The sequence below is a fragment of the Haloferax sulfurifontis ATCC BAA-897 genome, from assembly GCF_000337835.1.
Lineage (GTDB): Archaea > Halobacteriota > Halobacteria > Halobacteriales > Haloferacaceae > Haloferax > Haloferax denitrificans.
On sequence record NZ_AOLM01000004.1, the window covers coordinates 284497 to 304608 of the forward strand.

23 protein-coding genes and 1 pseudogene are annotated in these 20112 nt (G+C 68.9%); 11 read left to right on the forward strand and 13 right to left on the reverse strand.

The genetic code is table 11. From position 1 onward, the window contains the following. Positions 1–9: 9 nt before the first annotated feature. Positions 10–1311, reverse strand: coding sequence for a GTPase HflX (gene hflX / locus C441_RS03670; protein WP_007273843.1), 1302 nt, complete (start codon positions 1309–1311; stop codon positions 10–12). A 240-nt stretch (positions 1312–1551) separates the two neighbouring features. Between hflX and C441_RS03675 the strand changes: the two genes are divergently transcribed. Then, a complete protein-coding gene (locus C441_RS03675) occupies positions 1552–1881 on the forward strand; it encodes an FUN14 domain-containing protein (RefSeq protein ID WP_007273844.1) in 330 nt (109 codons plus the stop codon). A 39-nt stretch (positions 1882–1920) separates the two neighbouring features. Here C441_RS03675 and C441_RS03680 read toward each other — a convergent pair whose 3' ends face one another. Next, a complete protein-coding gene (locus tag C441_RS03680; protein ID WP_007273845.1) occupies positions 1921–2637 on the reverse strand; it encodes a ribosome assembly factor SBDS in 717 nt (238 codons plus the stop codon). A 125-nt stretch (positions 2638–2762) separates the two neighbouring features. Between C441_RS03680 and C441_RS03685 the strand changes: the two genes are divergently transcribed. Beyond that, complete coding sequence (locus C441_RS03685; RefSeq protein WP_007273846.1) at positions 2763–3077, forward strand: NifU family protein; 315 nt, start codon at positions 2763–2765, stop codon at positions 3075–3077. A 135-nt stretch (positions 3078–3212) separates the two neighbouring features. Here C441_RS03685 and trxA read toward each other — a convergent pair whose 3' ends face one another. Together trxA and C441_RS03695 are read right to left on the reverse strand one after the other, a co-directional pair. Continuing rightward, positions 3213–3548, reverse strand: a complete 336-nt coding sequence (gene trxA, locus C441_RS03690) for a thioredoxin (protein ID WP_007273847.1) — start codon at positions 3546–3548, stop codon at positions 3213–3215. A 111-nt stretch (positions 3549–3659) separates the two neighbouring features. Beyond that, entirely contained in the window at positions 3660–4319 is a 660-nt protein-coding gene (locus C441_RS03695; protein ID WP_007273848.1) for a 2,5-diamino-6-(ribosylamino)-4(3H)-pyrimidinone 5'-phosphate reductase, read from the reverse strand. Positions 4320–4439: 120 nt separating this feature from the next. On the opposite strand from C441_RS03695, the gene C441_RS03700 reads away from it, so the two are divergent. Continuing rightward, entirely contained in the window at positions 4440–5549 is a 1110-nt protein-coding gene (locus C441_RS03700; protein ID WP_007273849.1) for a glycosyltransferase family 4 protein, read from the forward strand. A gap of 52 nt (positions 5550–5601) precedes the next feature. Here the strand turns inward: C441_RS03700 and C441_RS03705 are convergent, their stop codons facing one another. Beyond that, positions 5602–5979, reverse strand: coding sequence for a DUF7510 family protein (locus tag C441_RS03705; RefSeq protein ID WP_007273850.1), 378 nt, complete (start codon positions 5977–5979; stop codon positions 5602–5604). 100 nt (positions 5980–6079) lie between these two features. Here C441_RS03705 and C441_RS03710 point away from each other — a divergent pair, with 100 nt between their 5' ends. The 3 genes from C441_RS03710 to C441_RS03720 are packed head-to-tail and all read left to right on the forward strand — an operon-like array spanning position 6080 to position 10042. Next, positions 6080–7363, forward strand: a complete 1284-nt coding sequence (locus C441_RS03710; protein WP_007273851.1) for a Single-stranded DNA binding protein — start codon at positions 6080–6082, stop codon at positions 7361–7363. After that, entirely contained in the window at positions 7360–9255 is a 1896-nt protein-coding gene (locus C441_RS03715; RefSeq protein ID WP_007273852.1) for a hypothetical protein, read from the forward strand. Before C441_RS03710 ends, C441_RS03715 begins: the two co-directional genes overlap by 4 nt. A gap of 4 nt (positions 9256–9259) precedes the next feature. Continuing rightward, positions 9260–10042, forward strand: coding sequence for a metallophosphoesterase (locus C441_RS03720; protein WP_007273853.1), 783 nt, complete (start codon positions 9260–9262; stop codon positions 10040–10042). A gap of 52 nt (positions 10043–10094) precedes the next feature. On the opposite strand, the gene C441_RS03725 is transcribed toward C441_RS03720, so the two are convergent. Beyond that, positions 10095–10385 (reverse strand): hypothetical protein, encoded by a 291-nt coding sequence (locus C441_RS03725; RefSeq protein WP_007273854.1) that lies wholly within the window; start codon positions 10383–10385, stop codon positions 10095–10097. Then, a complete protein-coding gene (locus C441_RS03730; protein ID WP_007273855.1) occupies positions 10382–10660 on the reverse strand; it encodes a hypothetical protein in 279 nt (92 codons plus the stop codon). Before C441_RS03730 ends, C441_RS03725 begins: the two co-directional genes overlap by 4 nt. A gap of 90 nt (positions 10661–10750) precedes the next feature. Here C441_RS03730 and C441_RS03735 point away from each other — a divergent pair, with 90 nt between their 5' ends. Next, positions 10751–13591, forward strand: coding sequence for a DEAD/DEAH box helicase (locus C441_RS03735; protein ID WP_007273856.1), 2841 nt, complete (start codon positions 10751–10753; stop codon positions 13589–13591). Between the two features lie 25 nt (positions 13592–13616). Here the strand turns inward: C441_RS03735 and C441_RS03740 are convergent, their stop codons facing one another. Together C441_RS03740 and C441_RS03745 are read right to left on the reverse strand one after the other, a co-directional pair. Beyond that, positions 13617–14006 carry a DUF7522 family protein gene (locus tag C441_RS03740; protein ID WP_007273857.1) on the reverse strand — a complete coding sequence of 130 codons (390 nt, stop codon included), beginning with the start codon at positions 14004–14006 and terminating at the stop codon, positions 13617–13619. Between the two features lie 91 nt (positions 14007–14097). Then, positions 14098–14499 carry an ArsR/SmtB family transcription factor gene (locus C441_RS03745; RefSeq protein ID WP_004968102.1) on the reverse strand — a complete coding sequence of 134 codons (402 nt, stop codon included), beginning with the start codon at positions 14497–14499 and terminating at the stop codon, positions 14098–14100. 98 nt (positions 14500–14597) lie between these two features. On the opposite strand from C441_RS03745, the gene C441_RS03750 reads away from it, so the two are divergent. After that, positions 14598–15218, forward strand: a complete 621-nt coding sequence (locus C441_RS03750; protein WP_007273858.1) for a DUF7509 family protein — start codon at positions 14598–14600, stop codon at positions 15216–15218. 84 nt (positions 15219–15302) lie between these two features. Beyond that, positions 15303–16044: pseudogene (locus tag C441_RS03755) on the forward strand (class I SAM-dependent methyltransferase). A 54-nt stretch (positions 16045–16098) separates the two neighbouring features. Here C441_RS03755 and C441_RS03760 read toward each other — a convergent pair. Then, positions 16099–16416, reverse strand: coding sequence for a hypothetical protein (locus C441_RS03760; protein WP_007273860.1), 318 nt, complete (start codon positions 16414–16416; stop codon positions 16099–16101). A gap of 100 nt (positions 16417–16516) precedes the next feature. Next, positions 16517–18724: a CDC48 family AAA ATPase gene (locus tag C441_RS03765; RefSeq protein ID WP_049920404.1), complete on the reverse strand. Its 2208-nt coding sequence runs from the start codon at positions 18722–18724 to the stop codon at positions 16517–16519. A gap of 78 nt (positions 18725–18802) precedes the next feature. Here C441_RS03765 and C441_RS20475 point away from each other — a divergent pair, with 78 nt between their 5' ends. After that, positions 18803–18937, forward strand: a complete 135-nt coding sequence (locus C441_RS20475) for a DUF7128 family protein (protein ID WP_004968097.1) — start codon at positions 18803–18805, stop codon at positions 18935–18937. 57 nt (positions 18938–18994) lie between these two features. Here C441_RS20475 and C441_RS03775 read toward each other — a convergent pair whose 3' ends face one another. Both C441_RS03775 and C441_RS03780 read right to left on the reverse strand, forming a co-directional pair. Beyond that, the gene (locus tag C441_RS03775; protein WP_049920405.1) at positions 18995–19231 is read right to left on the reverse strand and encodes a DUF7508 domain-containing protein; all 237 of its coding nucleotides are present in this window, start codon (positions 19229–19231) and stop codon (positions 18995–18997) included. Continuing rightward, positions 19231–19659, reverse strand: a complete 429-nt coding sequence (locus C441_RS03780; protein ID WP_007273863.1) for a DUF5796 family protein — start codon at positions 19657–19659, stop codon at positions 19231–19233. The genes C441_RS03775 and C441_RS03780 overlap by 1 nt, the downstream gene beginning before the upstream one ends. A gap of 147 nt (positions 19660–19806) precedes the next feature. On the opposite strand from C441_RS03780, the gene C441_RS03785 reads away from it, so the two are divergent. Further along, a partial coding sequence (locus C441_RS03785; RefSeq protein WP_007273864.1) for a GHMP family kinase ATP-binding protein occupies positions 19807–20112 on the forward strand: 306 nt, incomplete at its 3' end.

Consider the following 20112-nt stretch of genomic DNA (forward strand, 5'->3'; position numbering starts at 1 on the left):
GCAGGCCGCTCAGGCCGAGTCGGCCGGCACGGAGAGGTCGGCGGCCTTCGCCCGCGCCTTCTCGACGATAGCGGGGCGCGCCTCGAACTCGACGTGGACCTGTTCGCCCTCGTACTCCTCGGTCTCGACGTGGGCGTGGTCGTAGAGCCACGAGACGAGGCTCATCGTGTCGTCGGCCATCGGCAACAGGAGGCGCTCGCGCTCCCACGGGGGGAGTTCGTCCTCGACGCGGGCGGCCAGTTCCTCGACGTTCTCGCCGGTCAGCCCCGAGACGGCGACGGGGTTGGGCGCGAGCGCCGACAGCGCCGCGCGCTTTTCGTCGAGCTCCTCGGCCGCGACCTTGTCCACCTTGTTGAACACGGTCACGATGGGCGCTTCGTTGCGCTCGTAGAGTGTGTCGTGGCTCGTGACGAGCTTCTCGCGCATCTCTTCGACGGGCTCGGAGGCGTCAACGACGAGCAACACGAGGTCGGCCCGGTAGACCGAATCGAGCGTGGACTTGAACGACTCGACGAGCCAGTGGGGGAGGTCCGAGACGAACCCGACGGTGTCGGTGAGAAGCACGTCTCGCTTGCCCGTTTCGGCGCGCCGGGTGGTCGTCCCGAGGGTCGTAAACAGCTTGTCCTGTGACTCCGCGGTCGGGTCGAGGTCCGGGTGGAGGTCGTCGTTCTGGCCGACTTCGAGGTCGGCGGCGAGCCGTTGCATCAGCGTCGACTTCCCGGCGTTCGTGTAGCCCGCGAGCGCCACGAGGTCGAAGCCGGACTCGCGGCGCTGTTCGCGCCGGGTCTCCTCTTTGTCCGCGATGGCGTCCAGTTCGTTCTTGATGCGCGAAATCTGGGCCTTGATGTCCTGCTCGCGGCTCTCGTCGTACTCGCCGAGCCCCATGAAGCCGGGGCGCTCGTCGCGCTTCGCCAGCGACGCCTTCGCCTCGGCGCGCGGCAGTTCGTAGCGTAGCTCGGCGAGTTCGACCTGCAACTGCGCCTTGCGGGTGTTCGCCCGCTGGCCGAAGATGTCGAGGATGAGCGTAAAGCGGTCGATGACCTCCGCGTCGTCCGGGAGCTTCTGGGCGATGTTGTACGTCTGGTAGGGGCCCAGTCGGTTGTCGAAGACGACGGCGGCGGCGTCCTCGCGCGCGACGAGCGACGCTAACTCGCCGACTTTCCCTTCGCCGAAGTGGAAGGCGGCGTCCTCCTCGCGGGTCTGGGTGAGTTCGCCGACGACCTCGTAGCCCGCCGCGCGGGCGAGGTCCGATATCTCCGTGAGGTCGGCGTCTCCGCGGTCGACGCGCTTCGCGACGACGACGCGGCTCATCGCCGCACCTCGAGTGTGGGGTACGTTGCCTGCACTGTGTCAGTCGGTACTAGCCGCCGGAGGCACTTAAGCCCCGCTCGGCCGGGGTCACGCGTCGAGATGGCGTCCCGTCACCTCCCGTTCCATGGCCGCGTTTGGACGCCGGGACTCTTGTAGGTTGCCCGGCCGCGATCTGACAGTTCGGCGACGACGACAGTCTCCCCACAAATCACTTATATCGACGGACGGGTTGTTCGCCGTATGGACCCCTTACAACTGAGTATCGACCCACAACAGCTCGGCATCGAGTTCGGGAGCGGGGCCGTCATCGGCGGCATCATCGGCTTCGCGGCCAAGAAAATCGCGAAGCTCATCGCCGTCATCGTGGGCCTCGAACTCGCCGTGTTCAAGTTCCTCGAATCGCGGGGCATCATCACCGTCGACTGGGAGCGCCTCACCGGCGGGCTCGTGAGCGCCACCCAAGACGCCGCGAGCGGCGCGCCGCCGGACTGGATTTCGACGATTCTCTCGACGCTGTCCGTCTCCGCCGGCTTCTCCGGCGGCTTCCTCGTCGGCTTCAAGAAAGGATAGTTCGCGTTCGCGTCTCGGCCGTGCCGACCCGCACCCGTCTCAGAGCTCGTCTTCGTCCTTGACGATGCGCGTCTCGGCCGTGCCGCTCGTGATGTTGTTCACCTTGTCGTAGAAGTCGTTTTGCATCCCCGCGGGGAAGGTGATGACGCCGACCCACGAGCCGTCGTTCTGCCACTCCTCGCGTTCGAGGTCGCCGTAGCTCCGAATCTGGGCCTGCCCGCTCCCGGCGTACTCGGCGGGGAGTTGGACGGCGACGGTGACCTCGGCGAACTTGATGGGCAACACGGGGCGGAGCGCGTCGAGGGCGTCGTCGACCTGCGACTCGACGGGCTCCATCGGGTCGATTTTGAAGCCGGCCTCTTCGAGCGCGCGCTCGATTCGCTCCGGCGGGTGCGGCGAGTCGTTCATCTGCGGGTTCACCGCGTTTCGCGCGATGCGGTTGATGAGCGACTTGCGCTTCTGTTCTTGCATCTCGCGGCGCTGTTCGGCCGTGATCTGAATCTCCCCCTTCTTGACGACCTGGGGGATTATCTCCAGCGGGTCGGTCGTTCCGAAGACCTCTTCGAGGTCGTTCTCGGCGGGGCGGTCGCCGCGGGAGGCGTCCTCGAACACGTCTTCGGCGGCGATGACCTCTTCGAGGTCGCCGTCGAACTCGCCGCGCTTTATCGCGAGCGCCGCGTCGGGGTCGATGAGCACCTCGAACCGCGCGCCGTGGGATTCCAGGCGGGCCGTGACTGCCTCGTCGAGTGAAATCATAGGTTCCGATACTCTCTCCGTGGTAAAAAGCCCTCGCCGACCGACTCCCCCGACAGCGTCTCGCGAAATTCGCCGCGACCTCGTTCGGAGCAATCGTTATGCTCGCCCGCACCCCACGTCTCGGTATGAGTTCGCAGACGTCGGAGAAGTCCCTCGAAGAACGGCTCGACCTGTTCATGCGGCGGAACTTCCCCCAAATCGAGATGCACGGCGGCGACGCGGGTATCGAAGCCATCGACAAGGAGACCGGCGAGGTGTGGATTTCCCTCACCGGCGCGTGTTCCGGATGCGGTATCTCGCCGATGACGATTCAGGCGCTGAAGTCGCGCATGGTCGCCGAGTTCGAGGAGATAGACGCGGTCCACGCCTCGACCGGAGGCTTCTACGACGACGACGCGGGCGCGGGGTTCGAACCCGACGTGTCCGACGCGCCCTTCTGAGCCGCCTTCTGACTCCGCTTTTCGACCGAACTGCCCCGACGAGCGACGACGCCCGAACGCACCCGAGCGCGCGCCGCGCCGTCGCTAGCCGTGAGAGAAAAACGAAGAATCGAGCCGAGCGGAGCTGACGCCGGCTTACGCGGCGGCTTCGATGATGTCGACGAGGTCTTCTTTGCTCTGGACGCCGATGACCTCCTTCACCTGCTCGCCGCCGGCGTAGAACTGGAGGGTCGGGACACTGCGAATCCCCTGCTCGCGGGCCAGCTCTTGGAGTTCGTCGATGTCGACCTTGGCGACGACGGCGTCGGTCTCCTCGGCGATTTCCTTCACCGTGGGTTCGAGCATCTTACACGGGCCGCACCAGTCGGCGTGGTAGTCCACGAGGACGACCGCGCTGTCGGCGATGAGTTCGTCGAGTTCGTCCGAACTCTCGATATGGACGGGTACATCGGTTGTCTTCGGAGTGCTCATATCTCCACGTATCGGCGCGACACTCTTACCCATTGCGCCTGTTTGCGTGGCGACGCACGACCGCGAAACTCCGCGTTCGCGGCGAAAACGGCCGGATTCGAGGAACGAGGCTCAGCAGTCGTAGGTCAGGAGAACACCGTCGTCGACGCGCTCGACGACGCGGAGCGACAGTCGGGGGAAGTCGGCGACGAAGCCCTCGCCGTCGGCGAGCGTCGGCGCGTCGCGGCCGCCGATGACCATCGAGCCGACGTAGAGCGTGAGTTCGTCGACGAGGCCGGCCTCGAACAGCGAGAAGATGAGTTCGCCGCCGCCCTCGACCATGAGTCGGTCGACGCCGCGGGCTTCGAGGGCTTCGAGGGCGTCGGGGAGCGACACCCGCGTTTCGCCCGCGACGACGAGTTCCGCGCCGGCGGCTTCGAGCGCCTCGCGGCGGTCGGCGGGCGCGGCCTCGGAGACGAGCACGTAGGTCGTCGCCGCGTCGTCCAGAATCCGTGCGTCGGCCGGGGTTCGAGCGCGCGAGTCGGCGACGACGCGGGCGGGGTGCGGCGGGTCGCCCCGGTCCTCGCGGGCGGCGACGAGGGCGGGGTCGTCGAGCGTGAGATGCGGGTCGTCGGCGAGGACGGTCCCGACGCCGACGGCGACGGCGTCGGCGGCCGCGCGAATCTCGTCCACGCGGGCGAAGTCGTCGTCACCGCTTATCCGCACCTGCTCGCGGCGGCGCGAGGAGAGCTTGCCGTCGAGGCTCGCGGCGGCGTTGACGTGGACGTGCATACTCGCGGGTCGTCGCCGCGGCGAAAACGCCTTTCGGTGAGGTGCCGTCGGAGTATTGCCGGACAGGAATTAAATAGGCCTCTGTGGTACATTGTGTCATCTATGACTGCCAAGGTCCTGATGCTGGGGTGGGGGTTTCCGCCGAACGTCAGCGGCGGGCTCGACACGCACGTAGGCGAGATGTTCGAGCGACTCGAAGACCGCGAGGACGTCGACATCGAACTCGTGCTCCCCGCGGAGTACGCGCCGGACCGCGAGGGCATCGTGGGCGTTCCGACGGGCGAAGGCGACATCATCACCCGAATCGGACGGCTGGGCTCGACGTTCGCGGAGCGCGCCGCCGACGCCGACATCGTCCACACGCACGACTGGTTCGGCTACGGCCCGGGGTCGCGCGCGAAGTCGAACAACGAGGACGTGGAGTGGGTGACCACGTTCCACTCGCTTTCGTCCGACCGCAACATCGACCCGCCCCAGCGGGAAGTCGAGACCGAGCGCCGCATCGCCGAGCGCTGTGACCACCTGCTCGCGGTGAGCGAACTCCTCGCCGACAAGGTCAAACGCGAGTACGGCGGCGACTGCCACGTCATCTACAACGGCTTTTCGGAGTGCGAGACGACGGGCCGCGACCTCAAAGAAGAACTCGGCATCGACGGGAAGATGCTGTTTTTCGTCGGCCGGCACACCGACCAGAAGGGCATCTCGCATCTCGTCTACGCGATGGAGAAGCTCGCCCGCGACGACGTGACGCTCGTCATGGGCGGGTCGGGTCACCTCACCGCCCAACTCAAGCGCTTCGCCGAACTGCTCGGCGTCGAAGACCGCATCAAGTGGGCCGGCTACGTCCCCGAAGAGGCGCTCGGCGACTACTACGCCTCGGCGGACCTGTTCGTCTCGCCGTCGCTGTCAGAGCCGTTCGGCATCACCATCGTCGAGGCGCTGTCGACCGGCACGCGCGTCGTCGCCACCGAGAGCGGCGCGGCGGAGGTCCTCCCCGAGGACTGCGTCATCGAGGTCGAACCCGACTCGCGCTCCATCGCCGACGGCATCGAGTACGGCCTCTCGCTCGACGGCGAACCGGAGTACGAGCCGTACACGTGGGACCGCGTCGTCGACGAGACGGTAGCGTACTACCACAGCATCCTCGACGATGACGTCGACCCCTCGGCCGGCGCGGAGAACGAAGCCGACGCCGGCGACGCGGACGCCGCCGAGTCAGACGCGAACTGAACGTCGAACCCGGGGGTCAGCACTCCGGCTCGGAAATCGACGGTATCGGAACTCAGCGGAGGAGCCGCACGTCGGTCACGGGTTCTGGGTGGCGAATTCGGTAGCCGCCGCGGGTCGGGACCATCCCCTCTCGCGGCATCGTGCCGCGAGCGGACTGGTACGGCGAGTCGTCGGTCTGGACCGACTGGTACGGCGAGTCGTACGCCGACTGGTAGGGGCTGTCCGCCGACTGGTACGCGCTGTCGGCCGCCGCCTCGGCGTCGAACCCCTCCGGCGGGAGGTAGATTCGCTCGCCGGACGCGGAGCGGACGACGACCGCGCTGTCCTTGTCGCCTTCCATCACGATAGTCGTCCAGCCGTCCTCGATGGTCACGGAGAAGGAGACCTCCTCGTCGGCGTCGCCGGCGTCCGGGCCCTCGTCGTTCGACATACGAGTCCAACTGGCACGCGAGCACTTAGTGATTCGCCCGCGGCCGGTCGCCCGGCCGCCCGGCAACACTTTTTATCCGACGGGGGCGAATCCCGACTCGATGGAACTCGACCAGCATGCCGAGGAGCTTGCCTCCGCCCTCGGTGTCGACAAAGAGGAGGTCAAATCCGACCTGCAGAACCTCCTGCAGTACAGCGTCCCGCTCGACGAGGCGAAACAGAGCGTCCGACGAAAACACGGCGGCGGAAGCTCCGGCGGGAGCGACGGCGCGCCCTCGACGAAGCGCATCGCCGACATCGACCCCGACGGCGGCAACGTCTCGGTGACGGTCCGCGTGCTCACCGTGGGCACCCGCTCTATCGTCTATCAGGGCGACGAACAGACCATCCGCGAGGGTGAACTCGCCGACGAGTCCGGCGTCATCTCCTACACCGCGTGGCAGGACTTCGGCTTCGAACCGGGCGACTCCGTCGTCATCGGCAACGCCGGCGTCCGCGAGTGGGACGGCAAGCCCGAACTGAACATCGGCGCGTCCTCGACGGTCGGCGTGGAGTCCGAGACGGTCGAGACGCCCTACGACGACCGCATCGGCGGCGAGGCCGACCTCATCGACCTCCAGGCCGGCGACCGCGGCCGGACCGTCGAGGTCCGCGTCCTCGAAGTCGACTCGCGCACCATCGACGGTCGCAACGGCGAGACGACAATCCTCTCGGGCGTCGTCGCCGACGAGTCCGGGCGACTCCCCTTCACCGACTGGGCACCCCGCCCCGACGTGGAAGAGGGCGCGAGCCTGCGTCTCTCGGACGTGTACGTCCGCGAGTTCCGCGGCGTGCCGCAGGTGAACCTCTCGGAGTTCACGACGCTCGACGTGCTCGACGACCCCGTCTCCGTGACCGACTCCGCGCCCCGCCTGAAAATCGGCGAGGCCGTCGACGCCGGCGGGATGTTCGACGTGGAAGTGCTCGGGAACGTCCTCGAAGTGCGCGACGGCTCCGGGCTCATCGAGCGCTGTCCGAAGTGTAGCCGCGTCGTCCAGAACGGCCAGTGCCGACAGCACGGCGAGGTCGACGGCGAGGACGACATGCGCGTGAAGGCGATTCTCGACGACGGCACCGGCACGGTGACCGCCATCCTCGACCGCGACCTCACCGAGGAGATCTACGGCGGGACGATGGCCGACGCGATGGAGGCCGCCCGCGAGGCGATGGACAAGGAGGTCGTCGCCGACGACATCGCCGACACGCTCGTCGGCCGCGAGTACCGCGTCCGCGGGAACCTCTCTGTGGACGAGTACGGCGCGAACCTCGAAGCCGACGAGTTCGAGGAGACCGACGACGACCCGGCCGAACGCGCGGCCGCCCTCCTCACGGAGGTGCGCGCATGAGCGCCTCGCCGGTCGTCGGCACACGGGAAATCGCCTACCGCGTCTTCGCCGCCGAGTTCGACGACGCGTCGCTTTCGTACTCCGAGAGCGACGAGGAGCGCGCGCCGAACTACGTGGTCACGCCAACCGGCGCGCGACTCAACCGGACGTTCGTCGCGGGCGTGCTCACCGAGATCGAACACGTCAACGACGAGGTGCTCCGGGGGCGCATCGCCGACCCGACGGGCGCGTTCGTCACCTACGCCGGCCAGTACCAGCCCGAGCCGATGGCCTACCTCGACGCGGCGACGCCCCCGGCGTTCGTCTCGCTCGCGGGCAAGGCCCGGACGTACGAACCGGACGACGCGGACGTGGTCTACTCCTCGGTCCGCCCCGAGAGCGTCAACACCGTCGACGCCGACGTGCGCGACCGCTGGATCGTCTCGGCCGCTGAGGCGACGCTCCGCCGCATCGCGGTGTTCGACGAGGCGCTGTCGATGCCCTACCGTGGCGACGACCTGACCCGCGCGCTCGAAGCCCGCGGCGTCGACCCGACGCTCGCGGCGGGCATCCCCCGCGCCATCGACCACTACGGGACGACCCGAACCTACCTCGAAGCACTGCGCGAAGTGGCCGTGCAGGCGCTCGAGCTCGTCGCGGGCGACCGCGACCAAGTCGACCACCTCGACGTCGCCCCCGGCGACGGCGGCGACGCGGTGCTCGGTCCGCTCCCCGAACTCGGCCTCGAACCGGCAGAGAGCATCGATATCGAGGTCGGTGAGGCGGACGCGGACAACGCCGACGAACTCGCCGATGCGGAGCCCGACGCGGGTAAGTTCGACGCCGACCCGGAGGAGTTCGAGGCCGAATCCGAGTCCGAACCGGTCGCCGACGAGCCGGAGCCGGAACCCGCCGACAGTACCGAGTCCGAGGCCGTCGAGCCGGAGTCTGAATCCGACCCCGTCGCGGAAACCAAGCCGGAGCCCGCACCCGAACCCGAACCGGAACCCGTCGCCACCGAGACGACGGCCGCGACCGAGAGCCAGTCGGAGGCGTCCGAGCCGGAACCGGAGAGCGAGCCGTCCGCGACGGCCGAGTCCGAATCGGTCGAAGCGGCCGACCTCACGTCCGAACCCGAACCGGAGACCGACTCGCTCGACGTCGATTCTGAGCCAGACTTCGACGCCGGGGCCGACGACGGCGCGCTCGGTGACTTCGAAGACGACGCCCCCGACGCGGGTACGACCGACGCCGGTTCGCTCGACGAATCGGGAAGCGGAACCCTCGGCGACTTCGACGACGGCTTCGACGACCCCGAACCCGAACCCGAGGCGGACGCGCCGGCCGACGAGTCGGCGACCGACTCGACCGACTCCGCGTCCTCCGACGCCGACGACTCGGTCGACCCAGACGGGATGTACGAACTCGACGAGGACGAGCGGGCCGAAATCGAGTCCGAGTTCGGCACGGAGTTCACTTCCGGCGCGGACGTCGACCCCGCCGGCGAGGCGGACATCGACGTGCCCGACGCGGACGACCTCACCGAGCAACTCGGAGACGAACCCGCCGACGCCGAATCGGTGGCAGAGCCGGAACCGGAACCCGCGGCTGACGCCGCGGCCGAGCCCGAACCGGAGCCCGAACCAGCGGTCGAATCCGAGCCAGAACCCGAACACGAGCCGACGCCCGACGCCGACGAGTCCGCCGAGGCCGAGGACATCGACCTCGAATCGGTCGTCGTGGACGCCATGGACGACCTCGACGGGGGCGACGGCGCGACCCGCGACGAGGTCGTCGCCGCCGTCGTCGACGAGTACGGCGCGGACCCCGGCGCGGTCGAAGACGCCATCCAGGAGGCGCTCCTCGGCGGTCGGTGCTACGAGCCGCAGGACGGCGTGCTGAAGGCCATCTGAGGCCGTGTCGGGACCGCTCGTCGAACCGATTCCCGGCCATCCCGCCGCGGTGGCGCGGACGAGCAGGCGCGGGTTCCCCGAGCGCTCGCTCGTCGTCGCCGACTACCACGCCGGCATCGAGGCCGGCCTGCGGTACGAACGCGGGGTGGAACTCCCGTCGAAGGCCGCGGTCCGCCGCGAGCGCCTGCTGTCGCTTCTCGACCGGACCGACGCCGACCGACTGGTCGTCCTCGGCGACCTCGGCCACCGCATCGGCGACCAGAAGGGAGACGAGGCCGAGGAACTGCGCGCCCTCGCGGCCGCCGTGGCCGACCGCGCGGAACTGACGGTCGTCCCCGGCAACCACGACGGCGGCCTCGCGGACTTCTTCGGCGACGACGTGGAGGTGACCGACTCCGCTGGCGTCCGCCTCGGCGACGTGGGCTTCTGCCACGGCCACACGTGGCCCTCGCGGGAGGTGCTCGCCGCCGACGTGGTCTGTTCGGCCCACGAACACCCGGCGGTCAGGCTGGAAGACGAGGCCGGCGGCGCGCGGAAAGAGCGCGTCTGGCTCCGCGGCTCCCTCGCGCCCGCGGTGTTCGCGGAACACTACGAGGTCGCCCCCGCGGAGGTGGCGCGAGCAGACGCCGAACTCGTGGTGTTCCCGGCGTTCAACGACACCTCGGGCGGGACGTGGGTCAACGTCGCCGGACAGGGCTTTCTCTCGCCGTTCCTGCCCGACGGCCTCGCGAACGGGGAGGCCTACCTGCTCGACGGGACGCGGCTGGGCGACTACCGGAACGTCTGAGTAGCAGGGGCGGTGGTCGCGGTCGCCGCAGTCGCCGGGATGGCCTCGGTCGTCAGAACAGCCCCGAGCCGAAACCGAACGTGAGAGTGCCGAGAACGAACACGGCGACGGCGGCCACGCGGGCGAGTCGTTGCCAGCCGGTCCACTCGCGGAAGAACTCCGGGACGCCTTTTTTTCGTTCCTGCACGGCGTAGCCGACGAACCAGAGGGTCGAAAGCACCAGCACCGCCGCGAAGACCAGTTGCCACGCCGCGAGGTCGCCCCACTGATTGCCGAGAACGATGAAGAGGTTCCCGGCGGTGAAGCCCGCCTGCGACAGCCAAAAGGACCGCTCGGGAGTCACGTCACCACCGAGTACAGTTGGAGCGCGACGCCGAAGGCGTAGAGCGCCGCGCCGAGGACGACGAGGTAGACGAGCGGGCTCCAGTCGGTCGGGACTCGGGCGCGGTCGGGGTCGCGGAGGGCGACGACCGACGCGTAGCCGACCGCAACGACGCCCGCGGCCGCCGCCGCGGTGTTGATACCCACGTCTCCCGCCGAAACGTCGAGCGCGATATCGACGGCGGCGCAGAGACCGAAGACGAGGAACGCGGACCAGTAGACTCGTTTCGGGGACACGCCCGAAGTTGATTCACGGGCGACATGAATCTCCCGGTGGGGACCGCCCCGAGCGGTGCGCTTAATCGCCTCGAACCGCTACCTCGGGCGATGCCAGACGGCGAGGCCGCCGCCGGAATGGACGCCTTCGCGACGCTCTCGTCGCCCGTTCGGAACGCGCTCTCGGAGCGCGGATTCACGACGCCGACAGAGCCCCAGCGCCGGGCGATTCCCCCGCTTTCGGACGGGAAACACGGTCTCATCATCGCGCCCACGGGCACCGGCAAGACGGAGACGGCGATGCTCCCGGTCTTCTCGGCCATCGCCGACGCCGAGGACCGATTCGGGATTTCGGCGCTCTACATCACCCCGCTTCGGGCGCTGAACCGGGACATGCGCGAGCGGCTCGACTGGTGGGGCGAACGGCTCGACATCGACATCGACGTTCGCCACGGCGACACCACGCAGTACCAGCGCCAAAAGCAGGCCAACGACCCGCCGGACGTGTTGGTGACGACGCCCGAGACGCTACAGGCGATGCTCACGGGAAAGAAGCTCAGAACGGCGCTTTCGGACGTGCACCACGTCGTCGTCGACGAGGTCCACGAACTCGCGTCGGCCAAGCGCGGCGCGCAGTTGACAATCGGGCTGGAGCGGCTCCGCGAGTTGGCCGGGTCGTTCCAGCGAATCGGCCTCTCGGCGACGGTCGGGTCGCCCGACGAGGTCGGGAAGTTCCTGACCGGTGACCGCCCGTTCGAGGTCATCGAGGTGGACGTGGACAACCGCGTCGAGTTCGAAGTCGTCCGCCCCGAGGTGACGAACGAGGACGAGGCGCTGGCCGGGAAACTCGCCACCGACCCCGAGATAGCGAGCCACGTTCGGGCGATTCGGGATATCGTCCGCGACCACGAGTCGGTGCTCGTCTTCGTCAACACCAGACAGACCGCGGAGGCGCTCGGCTCGCGGTTCAAGGCGCTCGGCGACCCCATCGAGGTCCACCACGGCTCGCTGTCGAAGGACGTTCGCATCGACGTGGAAGACCGCTTCAAGGCCGGCGAGTTGGACGCGCTCATCTGCACGTCGTCGATGGAACTCGGCATCGACGTGGGTCGGGTGGACCACGTCGTCCAGTACAACAGCCCCCGCGAGGTGTCGCGGCTCCTCCAGCGGGTCGGTCGCGCGGGCCACCGCTTGGGCGTCGTCTCCCGCGGGACCGTCGTCACCGACCACCCCGACGACACGCTCGAAGCGCTCGCCATCGCCCGGCGGGCCGTCTCCGGCGAGGTCGAACCCGCCCGCGTCCACCACGGGAGCCTCGATACCGTCGCCAACCAAATCGTCGGCGTCGTCATGGACTACGGCGACGTGTCGGCCCGCCGCGCCTACGAGATTATCACGCGGGCGTACCCCTTCCGCGACCTCGCCGAGGACGACTTCCGCGCCGTCGTCCGCGAACTCTCGGGGAACCACCTCCTCTGGCTCGACGAGGACAAGGACCTCCTCGAGAAGTCCGGCGGCACGTGGCAGTACTTCTACGCCAACCTCTCGATGATTCCCGACGAGGAGACCTACGACGTCCACGACATCTCCTCGCGCCGGCAGATCGGGACGCTCGACGAGAAGTTCGTCCTCAACTTCGCCGCGCCGGGCGCGACGTTCATCCAGCGCGGCGAGATGTGGCGCGTCAACGACGTGGACGACGAGGAGGCGCGGGTGAACGTCTCGCCCATCGAGGACCCCGGCGGCGAGGTGCCGTCGTGGGTCGGCTCGGAGATTCCGGTCCCCGCGCCGGTCGCCGGCGAGGTGGGCGAACTCCGCGACGTGGCCGCGCCGCAGTTCGAGTCCGGGGCCGACCGCGAGGCCGTCGCCCGAGACATCGCCATGCGCTACCCGACCGACGAGGCCACGGTCAGGTCGGCGCTCGGCCCCATCGAAAGACAGGTCGAGGCCGGCGCGCCGATTCCGACGGCGAACAGGCTCGTCCTCGAAGGCTCGCCCCGGAAGGTGACGCTGAACTCGCCGCACGGCCACCGGGTGAACGAGACGCTCGGGCGGCTCCTGTCGGCGCTCATCGGCCAGCGGACCGGCTCCTCGGTCGGCATGGAGGTCGACCCCTACCGCGTCGAGTTCGACGTGCCGGGGAAGGTCCGCCCGACGACGTTCGCGGAGGTGCTCCGCGAGACCGACCCCGACCACGTCGAGGCCCTGCTCGAACTCGCGCTCAAGCGGTCGGACTCGCTGAAGTTCACGCTGGCGCAGGTGGCCGCGAAGTTCGGCGCGCTCAAGCGCTATCAGGGCAAGGGCCGTTTCGGCGGCGACCGCCTCCTCGCCGCGCTTGAGGACACGCCCGTCTACGACGAGGCCGTCCGCGAGGTGTTCCACACCGACCTCGCCGTCGCGGAGACGGTCGAACTGCTCCGCCGCCTCCGCGAGGGCGACGTGGAACTCTCCGTCGCCCGCGAACCGACCGCCATCGGCACCGGCGGCCGCGGGTCGGGCACCGACCTGCTCGTCCCCGAGAACGCCGACGCGAGCGTCATCGAGACGGTCCGGGACCGGATTCAGAACGACCGCGTGCTGTTGGCGTGTCTCCACTGCAAGGACTGGACTCGGGAAACGAAGGTCAAGCGCGTCCGCGAACCCGTGACGTGCCCCGAGTGCGGCGCGACCCGCGTCGCCGCGCTCAACCCGTGGGACGACGAGACGGTGAAAGCGGTCCGCGCGCCGGAGAAAGACGACGAACAGGAGCGACTGACGAAGCGAGCCTACCGCTCGGCGAGTCTGGTGCAGGCCCACGGCGAGCGGGCGGTCGTCGCGCTCGCGGCCCGCGGCGTCGGCCCGCACAACGCCGCGCGCATCATCAACAAGCTCCGCGAGGACGAAGACGACTTCTACCGCGACATCCTCGAACGGGAGCGCGAATACGCCCGGACCCAGTCGTTCTGGGACTGACGGAGCCGGTTTCGGGGTCGACCGCTTACTCCTCGATGGCCCACTCGTCGAGAATCTCGGTCGTCGCGGCCGCCAGCGCCTCGAAGTCCTGCATCGAGATGCCGTCGGTCGTGACGAAGACGCCGAAGTCCTCGACGGTGATGCGGACGAGATAGCCGTTTTCGAACACGCGAATCGTGTACTCGTAGTCGCCGAGTTCGGACCCGCGGTAGGCGTCCTGTGTCATCTTGAAGTCGTGCCACTCGTTGCCGATAAAGGAGTTCAGGTCGGCCTCCTGTTCGAGGTCCTCGCGGAGGTACACCTGCACGTAGTCGAAGCGGCTGAAGTACGTGAGCGAGCGGAGGCTGTCGCCGACGGCCGTGCGGCAGACGGTGACGAGCTTTTCCTGTGCTTCCTCGGGGAGGAGATTGGACATCGCTTCAGCCTGTGCGAGCGAGCGCCAAATAGGCGGCGGCTTCGGCAGTCACGGGGCGAGAACTGAGACGCGGCGACCGGCCGCGACGCCGCTATTCAGACGCGTAGGCGTCCCGGTAGTCGCGCTCGCGCCGGATGAGCTCCTCGACGCCGTGTTCGAGGATGTCGGAGCCGAGCGACGTGGCGCGGTAGTACGAAAACAGCCCTTCCTCGTCGGCTCGCGCCCGCTTTCGCTTCTCGACCAACCCGGCGTCGACGAGCTTGTTGAGGTGGTAGTGGAGCGTGTTCGCCTGCACGTCGAGCGCCTCGGCCAGCGCCTTCGGGCTCCGCTCGCCGAAGTGGACCAGCCGGTACAGCAGGGTGAACCGCGTCCGGTCGCCGAGCGCGGCCTGCATGTCGAGGTACTCGTCCAGCGTGAGGACGCTCGTCGGGGGAAGCAACTCGGCGGGGTCCTCGGGGAGGCCGTCCGAATCGACCGGGTCGTTCGTCGCCATCTCGGTTCGCTAGACGCGGCGTGTCGGTTTAACGGTTCTTGAGTCGAGCTTCGCTGAAAAATCCGGATTTTATATACTATCGCGCGGTACGTGTGCCCATGACGGACGCCGTCTCGCGCGACGAGATACGCGCGGCGCTCGGGCGAACGACCTACGACCGGTTTCTCGTCTACGTGATGGGTCCGTACAAGTCGTTCAACCTCAACTACGTCCTCTCGGAGGAGGAACTCGCCGCCATCGACATCGAGGAGCTTCCGGGGCCGATTCGAAAGCTGTTCGCCGCGCGAGACGAGGTCGACGACGCGCTCGCGCTCCTCCGACGCGTACAGGGAACGCTCCGCGCCGACCCGGGCGTGAACGCCTTTCTCGCCGTCGACGTGGACATCGGAACCGACGAGGTTGACGCCGCGACGCAGTCGCTCGCGTTCGCCGAGGCGAGCAACGCGACCGTGTTCGTACTCCCGTTTCTCGGCCACAACTTCGGCGTCGGCGAGGAGGCGGGGTCGATACTCGAACGGCTCTCCGAGACGCACGGCGACCGAATCGTCTTCGTCCACGAGGCGAGCGTCACGAGCGAGATGATTCGCGCGGCGCGCGCTCGCTGGGACCTCCGTATCGAGACCTACGACACCGAAGCGGAGCTTCACAAGCGCATCCGTCTGTTCGTCGCGGACGTGATGAACCGCGAGCTACACGGCGACTTGGACCGGCTGGACTGACGCTTCCTCCGTCCCCCATGTCTGTTAATTGCTACCACCCGGAACATTAAATATAATTTACATGAGGGCGACGAACGACCCGTCATGCCCGACGACGCCCTCGGACTGGCGATGTTGGACCCGCGTTCGCGGTTGTCTGCGCGCCCCCTGTGTCTACCGCGCCGGCGACGACGCAGGAGCCGCCGCCGGCGACGCGCACGTCTACGAGAACTATCTCGTCCCGTCCGAGCGGTGGCCCGCCGCGAAGCGCGAGTTCGTCGATTCCCTCCGAACCCCGCTCCTCGACGTGGGGTGCGGCGCGGGCCAACACGCCCTCGCCGTGCAGGACCGCGGCGAAGTCGTCGCCTTCGACGTGAGCCCGAACGCGGTGCGTGCGGCCCGCGAGCGCGGCGTCGAGGCGGCGGTCGTCGGCGACATGTTCGACCCGCCAGTCGAAGCGAGTCAAGCGGGGTCGGCGACCGGGGGCTTCGAGACGGTCCTCGCCAACGGGACGCAGGTCGGCCTCGCGGGGTCGCTGGACCGACTCGCCGACCTGCTCGCGTCGTTTGCCGACCTCGTCTCGTCGTCCGGCGAGGTCGTCGTGGACTCGTACGACCCGACGCGCATCGACCCCGTGCGGTTCTTCGGCTACCGGCCAGACCCGCGAGAGGGCATCGCTCGGCGGTCGTTCCGCGTGGAGTACGGCGACCTGCGCGGGCCGACGCTCGACTTCGTTCTCGTCTCGCCCGCTCGGCTCCGGGCGGTCGCCGCCGAGGCGGCCCTCGACGTGCGTGAGGTGACCGTCCCGAACGCCGAGTCGAGTTACTACCGAGCGCGACTGGCCTGAGTCGGCGCGGTCGCGGTGGCCTTCGGGAGCGGGGCCGCCGTCGCCTCTCGATTCCTACTCCCAGCGGTTGGTCGCCTCGTTGCGCCGCGGGAGGAACGGAAGAAAGAGCGCGACGGCGAAGACGATGGCCGCGATGGCGAGGTACTCGGGCGTCACGAGGACGAGCCCGACGAGCGAAAACACGGACGCCTCGCCGTCGGCGACGGCCGATAACGCGGCCGCATCGTTGTTCAGCAACACGAGAAACATGAACATCGCCTCGGCGAACGCGACCCGGAGGCCGGCCTTCGTCACCCACCACGTCGCGGACAGCGGGCCGCCGGTGAGCGCGCCCCACTCCCGTCGGACTTTCCGCCGCCACGCCGCGTTCACGACACACCCCTGTTGCGAGTGAACATGAGACACAGTACGCGGTGAGACGAGATAATCTCGCAGGTGAGCGGGAACGGCCTTCGCCGCCGGTCGCCGCCCGTCAGACCTGCGTCGGCGAGACCGATTCCAGCGCCGCCTCGAAGTGCGCGCGGGTGATGCGCACCTCGTCGGCGTGGCTGTTCGCCTCGGTGCCGTCGTAGGCGTCGGCCACGTCCTGAATCGCCCTGAGGGCCGCTTCGCGGCAGACCGCGGCCACGTCGGCCCCGGTGTAGCCGTCCATGTGCGCGGCCACGTCGCCGAGGTCCACGTCGGTGCCGAGCGGCTTGTCGCGGACGTGCACGTCGAGGATGGCGCGGCGCGCCTCGATGTCCGGGGCGGGAACCTCGACGTGGGTCTCCAGCCGACCGGGGCGGAGGAGTGCGGGGTCGAGCGCGCCCCGGCGGTTCGTCGCCGCGAGGACGACGAGGTTCGGGTTGTCTGCGGCGTTGTCCATCTCCGTCAGGAGTTGCGAGACGACGCGCTCGGTGACGCCCGAGTCGGAGCCGGCGCTGTCGCGGTTCGTTGCGATGGCGTCTATCTCGTCGAAGAAGACGATGCTCGGGGCGGCCTGTCGGGCGCGGTCGAACACCTCGCGGACGGACTTCTCGGACTCGCCGACGTAGCGGTCGAGCAGTTCGGGACCGGCGACGTGGATGAAGTTGACGCCGCTTTCGGCCGCGATGGCGCGGGCGAGCATCGTCTTGCCGGTCCCCGGCGGACCGTGTAAGAGCACGCCGGTCGGCGGGTCCGTCGACGCCGCCTCGAACAGCGGCGCGTAGGTCAGCGGCCACGTCACCGCGCGTTCGAGCGTCCGCTTCACGTCGTCGAGGCCGCCGACGCCCTCGAACCCCTCGGTCGGCTGTTCGGCGACGTACTCGCGCATCGCCGAGGGTTCGACCGTCGCCATCGCCGACTCGAAGTCGGCGCGCGTGACGGTCATGTCCGCGACGGCGACCCGGTTGTCTCCGCCCTCGCTTCCGCTTCCACCGCCCTCGCGGCGGACGCGCCGGAGCGCGGTCATCGCGGCCTCCTTGGCCAGCGATTCGAGGTCGGCACCGACGAAGCCGTGGGTTCGGGAGGCCAGCCGGTCGATGTCCACGTCCTCGGCGAGGGGCATCCGCCGGGTGTGCACGTCGAGAATCTCGCGGCGGCCCGTCTCGTTCGGGACGCCGATTTCGATTTCGCGGTCGAAGCGGCCGCCGCGGCGGAGCGCCGGGTCGAGGCTGTCGACGCGGTTGGTCGCGCCGATGACGACCACGTCGCCGCGGGCGTCGAGGCCGTCCATGAGCGACAGCAGTTGGCCGACGACGCGGTTTTCGAGGTCGCCGCCGTCGTCGCGCTTCGACGCGATGGAGTCGATTTCGTCGAAGAAGACGATGGCCGGCGCGTTCTCGCGGGCCGACTGGAACACCTCGCGCAGTTTCTCCTCGGACTCGCCTTTGTACTTCGAGAGCACCTCCGGCCCGGAAATCGTGGTGAAACTCGCGTCGACCTCGTTGGCGACGGCCTTCGCGATGAGGGTCTTCCCCGTGCCCGGCGGGCCGTGTAGGAGGACGCCCTTCGGCGGCTCGATGCCGAGGTGGGCGAACACCTCGGGTTCGGACAGCGGGAGCTCTATCATCTCGCGGACGAGGTCGAGTTCGTCGTCGAGGCCGCCGATGTCCTCGTAGGTGACGCCCGTCGCCCGACCGCGGCTCCCGGCGTCGTCGTCGCCGCCGGTCACGCTCTTGACGGCGTCGCGGACGGTCTCGCTCGCGCCCTTCGAACTCGCCGCCGTCACCGAGACGGTCGTCGCGTCGGTGACGCGGACCACGCCCTCAGGGCTGGTCTCGCTGACGACCAGCGCGGCCCCGCCGAGTCGCTCGACGCGGACGCGGTCGCCGGCGCGGAGCGGGCGGTTCCGAAGCTCCGCCTTCACGACCTCCTCGATGGTCTCGCGGTCGACGCTGGTCCGCTCGAAGGCGCTGGGGCCGGCGAGCGTCACCGACCGGGCGTCCTCGACGTCGATTTTCCTGACGCGGACGCTGTCGCCGATTTTCACGCCGGCGTTGGCCCGCGTGTCGGCGTCGACGAGCATCTCGCCGGCGGGCGCGCCGGGGCGGGCGGGCCACATCTTGGCGACCGTCTCTCGGGAGCCCTCGATGACGACCGTCTCGCCGCTGAGCACGCCGAGTTCCCGGCGGGCGGCTTCGGGGAGGCGGGCGATGCCGCGGCCCGCGTCGCGTTTCTCCGCGGCGCGGACGACGAGCGTCACCCCATCTTCTGACATACTCCCCGGTTCGCCCGCTCGACCCTTGAGGGTTCGCCCGGAGTAACCGTTTTCCGGGACGGCGCGGTAACACTAGTCATGGTCACCACGACGGAGAAAGACGGGGCGACGTGGTACCGGTGCGAAGAGTGCGAGATGCTGTTCGACGTGCGGTCCGACGCCGAGGCCCACGAGGAGAACTGCGACACGGACAGTCCGTCGTACTTGCAGTAGCGGAGGAGCGAGAGCGTCGGCGGCGACTCGGCGACTCGGCGACGCCGACCCCGACGCCTACGCCGGGTCGTGTTCCTCGGCGAGTCGCTCGGCGTGGTCCAGCGAGGTCGCGCGCTCCCAGCGGACGCGTTCGGCGTCGCCGTAGGCGAGCGCCTCCTTCAGTTCGTCGCGGAGGACGCCGACGCCGCGGCCGACGAGGTCGCCGTCGGCGTCGCCGAGTTCGTAGTAGCCGTAGGCCTCCGGCGCTTTGCCGACGGTCCGTTTTTCCAGCGGCTCCCAGCGTTTCCGGAGCATCATTCGGAGACGAACTCGTAGGAGTCCTCGCCCCAGTCGTCCTCGACGAAGACGAACACGCGGCCGCGGGCGACCTCCGGGTCGGCCTCGATTTCGAAGCGGTGGCCGGGCACCCGGCGGACGAGGACCCCGGGGAACAGCTCCTCTTCGTCGTCCTCGCCGAGGATGACGCGGCCGACGCCGCTCGATTCGAGCACGTCGTCGTGGCTCGTGAGGTCGTTGACGTACATCATGACGCCCTCCGTCTCGGTGGGGTCGGTGACGAGGACGTGGACCTCCTTGCCGGGGGCGGTGGCGAGCGTGCCCGTGACCGGCTCGGGGACGCCCCGATAGACCGTGGTTCGGTTGTCGAGGTACTCCACTTCGACGCCGTAGTCGTGGAGTTCGACGCCGAGCGTGCTCGGGGCGATGTCGTTGCGGGCGCTCATGGCTCACCGTTGCTTCGGGGACGGCAAAAACGTCGCGTCTCGGGGCGGCCCGCGTCGGGCGCTGGTCCCGCCGTCGCGTCCCCGAGCCTACGGGCGAAAACGGCACGGACCGCCACACATAACACGGTGTGCCGACCTCCCCGAAGTATGCACGGCCGAGCCACCGCCCTCGGGGCGGGCACCGTCTTGAACGCCCTGGCGACGGCGACCGGCTCCGCGTTCGCCATCGACGCGGAGACGACCGCGTCGGTCGAACTGGACGACTCCGGCGCGGTCCGCGGGAGCATCGCGGAGGCCCCCGACGCCGACACGCGACTCATCGAACGCTGTGTCGAACTCGCCGTCGAGGCGTTCGGCGACGGCGAGGGCGGCACCGTCGAGACCGAAAGCGACCTGCCGATGGCCGCCGGCCTCAAGAGTTCGAGCGCCGCGGCCAACGCGACGGTGCTGGCG

Coding starts and splice junctions, on each gene's coding strand:
- hflX (WP_007273843.1), bottom strand. CDS start 1,311: ATGAGCCGCGTCGTCGTCGCGAAGCGCGTCGACCGCGGAGACGCCGAC.
- C441_RS03675 (WP_007273844.1), top strand. CDS start 1,552: ATGGACCCCTTACAACTGAGTATCGACCCACAACAGCTCGGCATCGAG.
- C441_RS03680 (WP_007273845.1), bottom strand. CDS start 2,637: ATGATTTCACTCGACGAGGCAGTCACGGCCCGCCTGGAATCCCACGGC.
- C441_RS03685 (WP_007273846.1), top strand. CDS start 2,763: ATGAGTTCGCAGACGTCGGAGAAGTCCCTCGAAGAACGGCTCGACCTG.
- trxA (WP_007273847.1), bottom strand. CDS start 3,548: ATGAGCACTCCGAAGACAACCGATGTACCCGTCCATATCGAGAGTTCG.
- C441_RS03695 (WP_007273848.1), bottom strand. CDS start 4,319: ATGCACGTCCACGTCAACGCCGCCGCGAGCCTCGACGGCAAGCTCTCC.
- C441_RS03700 (WP_007273849.1), top strand. CDS start 4,440: ATGCTGGGGTGGGGGTTTCCGCCGAACGTCAGCGGCGGGCTCGACACG.
- C441_RS03705 (WP_007273850.1), bottom strand. CDS start 5,979: ATGTCGAACGACGAGGGCCCGGACGCCGGCGACGCCGACGAGGAGGTC.
- C441_RS03710 (WP_007273851.1), top strand. CDS start 6,080: ATGGAACTCGACCAGCATGCCGAGGAGCTTGCCTCCGCCCTCGGTGTC.
- C441_RS03715 (WP_007273852.1), top strand. CDS start 7,360: ATGAGCGCCTCGCCGGTCGTCGGCACACGGGAAATCGCCTACCGCGTC.
- C441_RS03735 (WP_007273856.1), top strand. CDS start 10,751: ATGCCAGACGGCGAGGCCGCCGCCGGAATGGACGCCTTCGCGACGCTC.
- C441_RS03740 (WP_007273857.1), bottom strand. CDS start 14,006: ATGTCCAATCTCCTCCCCGAGGAAGCACAGGAAAAGCTCGTCACCGTC.
- C441_RS03745 (WP_004968102.1), bottom strand. CDS start 14,499: ATGGCGACGAACGACCCGGTCGATTCGGACGGCCTCCCCGAGGACCCC.
- C441_RS03750 (WP_007273858.1), top strand. CDS start 14,598: ATGACGGACGCCGTCTCGCGCGACGAGATACGCGCGGCGCTCGGGCGA.
- C441_RS03765 (WP_049920404.1), bottom strand. CDS start 18,724: ATGTCAGAAGATGGGGTGACGCTCGTCGTCCGCGCCGCGGAGAAACGC.
- C441_RS20475 (WP_004968097.1), top strand. CDS start 18,803: ATGGTCACCACGACGGAGAAAGACGGGGCGACGTGGTACCGGTGCGAA.
- C441_RS03775 (WP_049920405.1), bottom strand. CDS start 19,231: ATGCTCCGGAAACGCTGGGAGCCGCTGGAAAAACGGACCGTCGGCAAA.
- C441_RS03780 (WP_007273863.1), bottom strand. CDS start 19,659: ATGAGCGCCCGCAACGACATCGCCCCGAGCACGCTCGGCGTCGAACTC.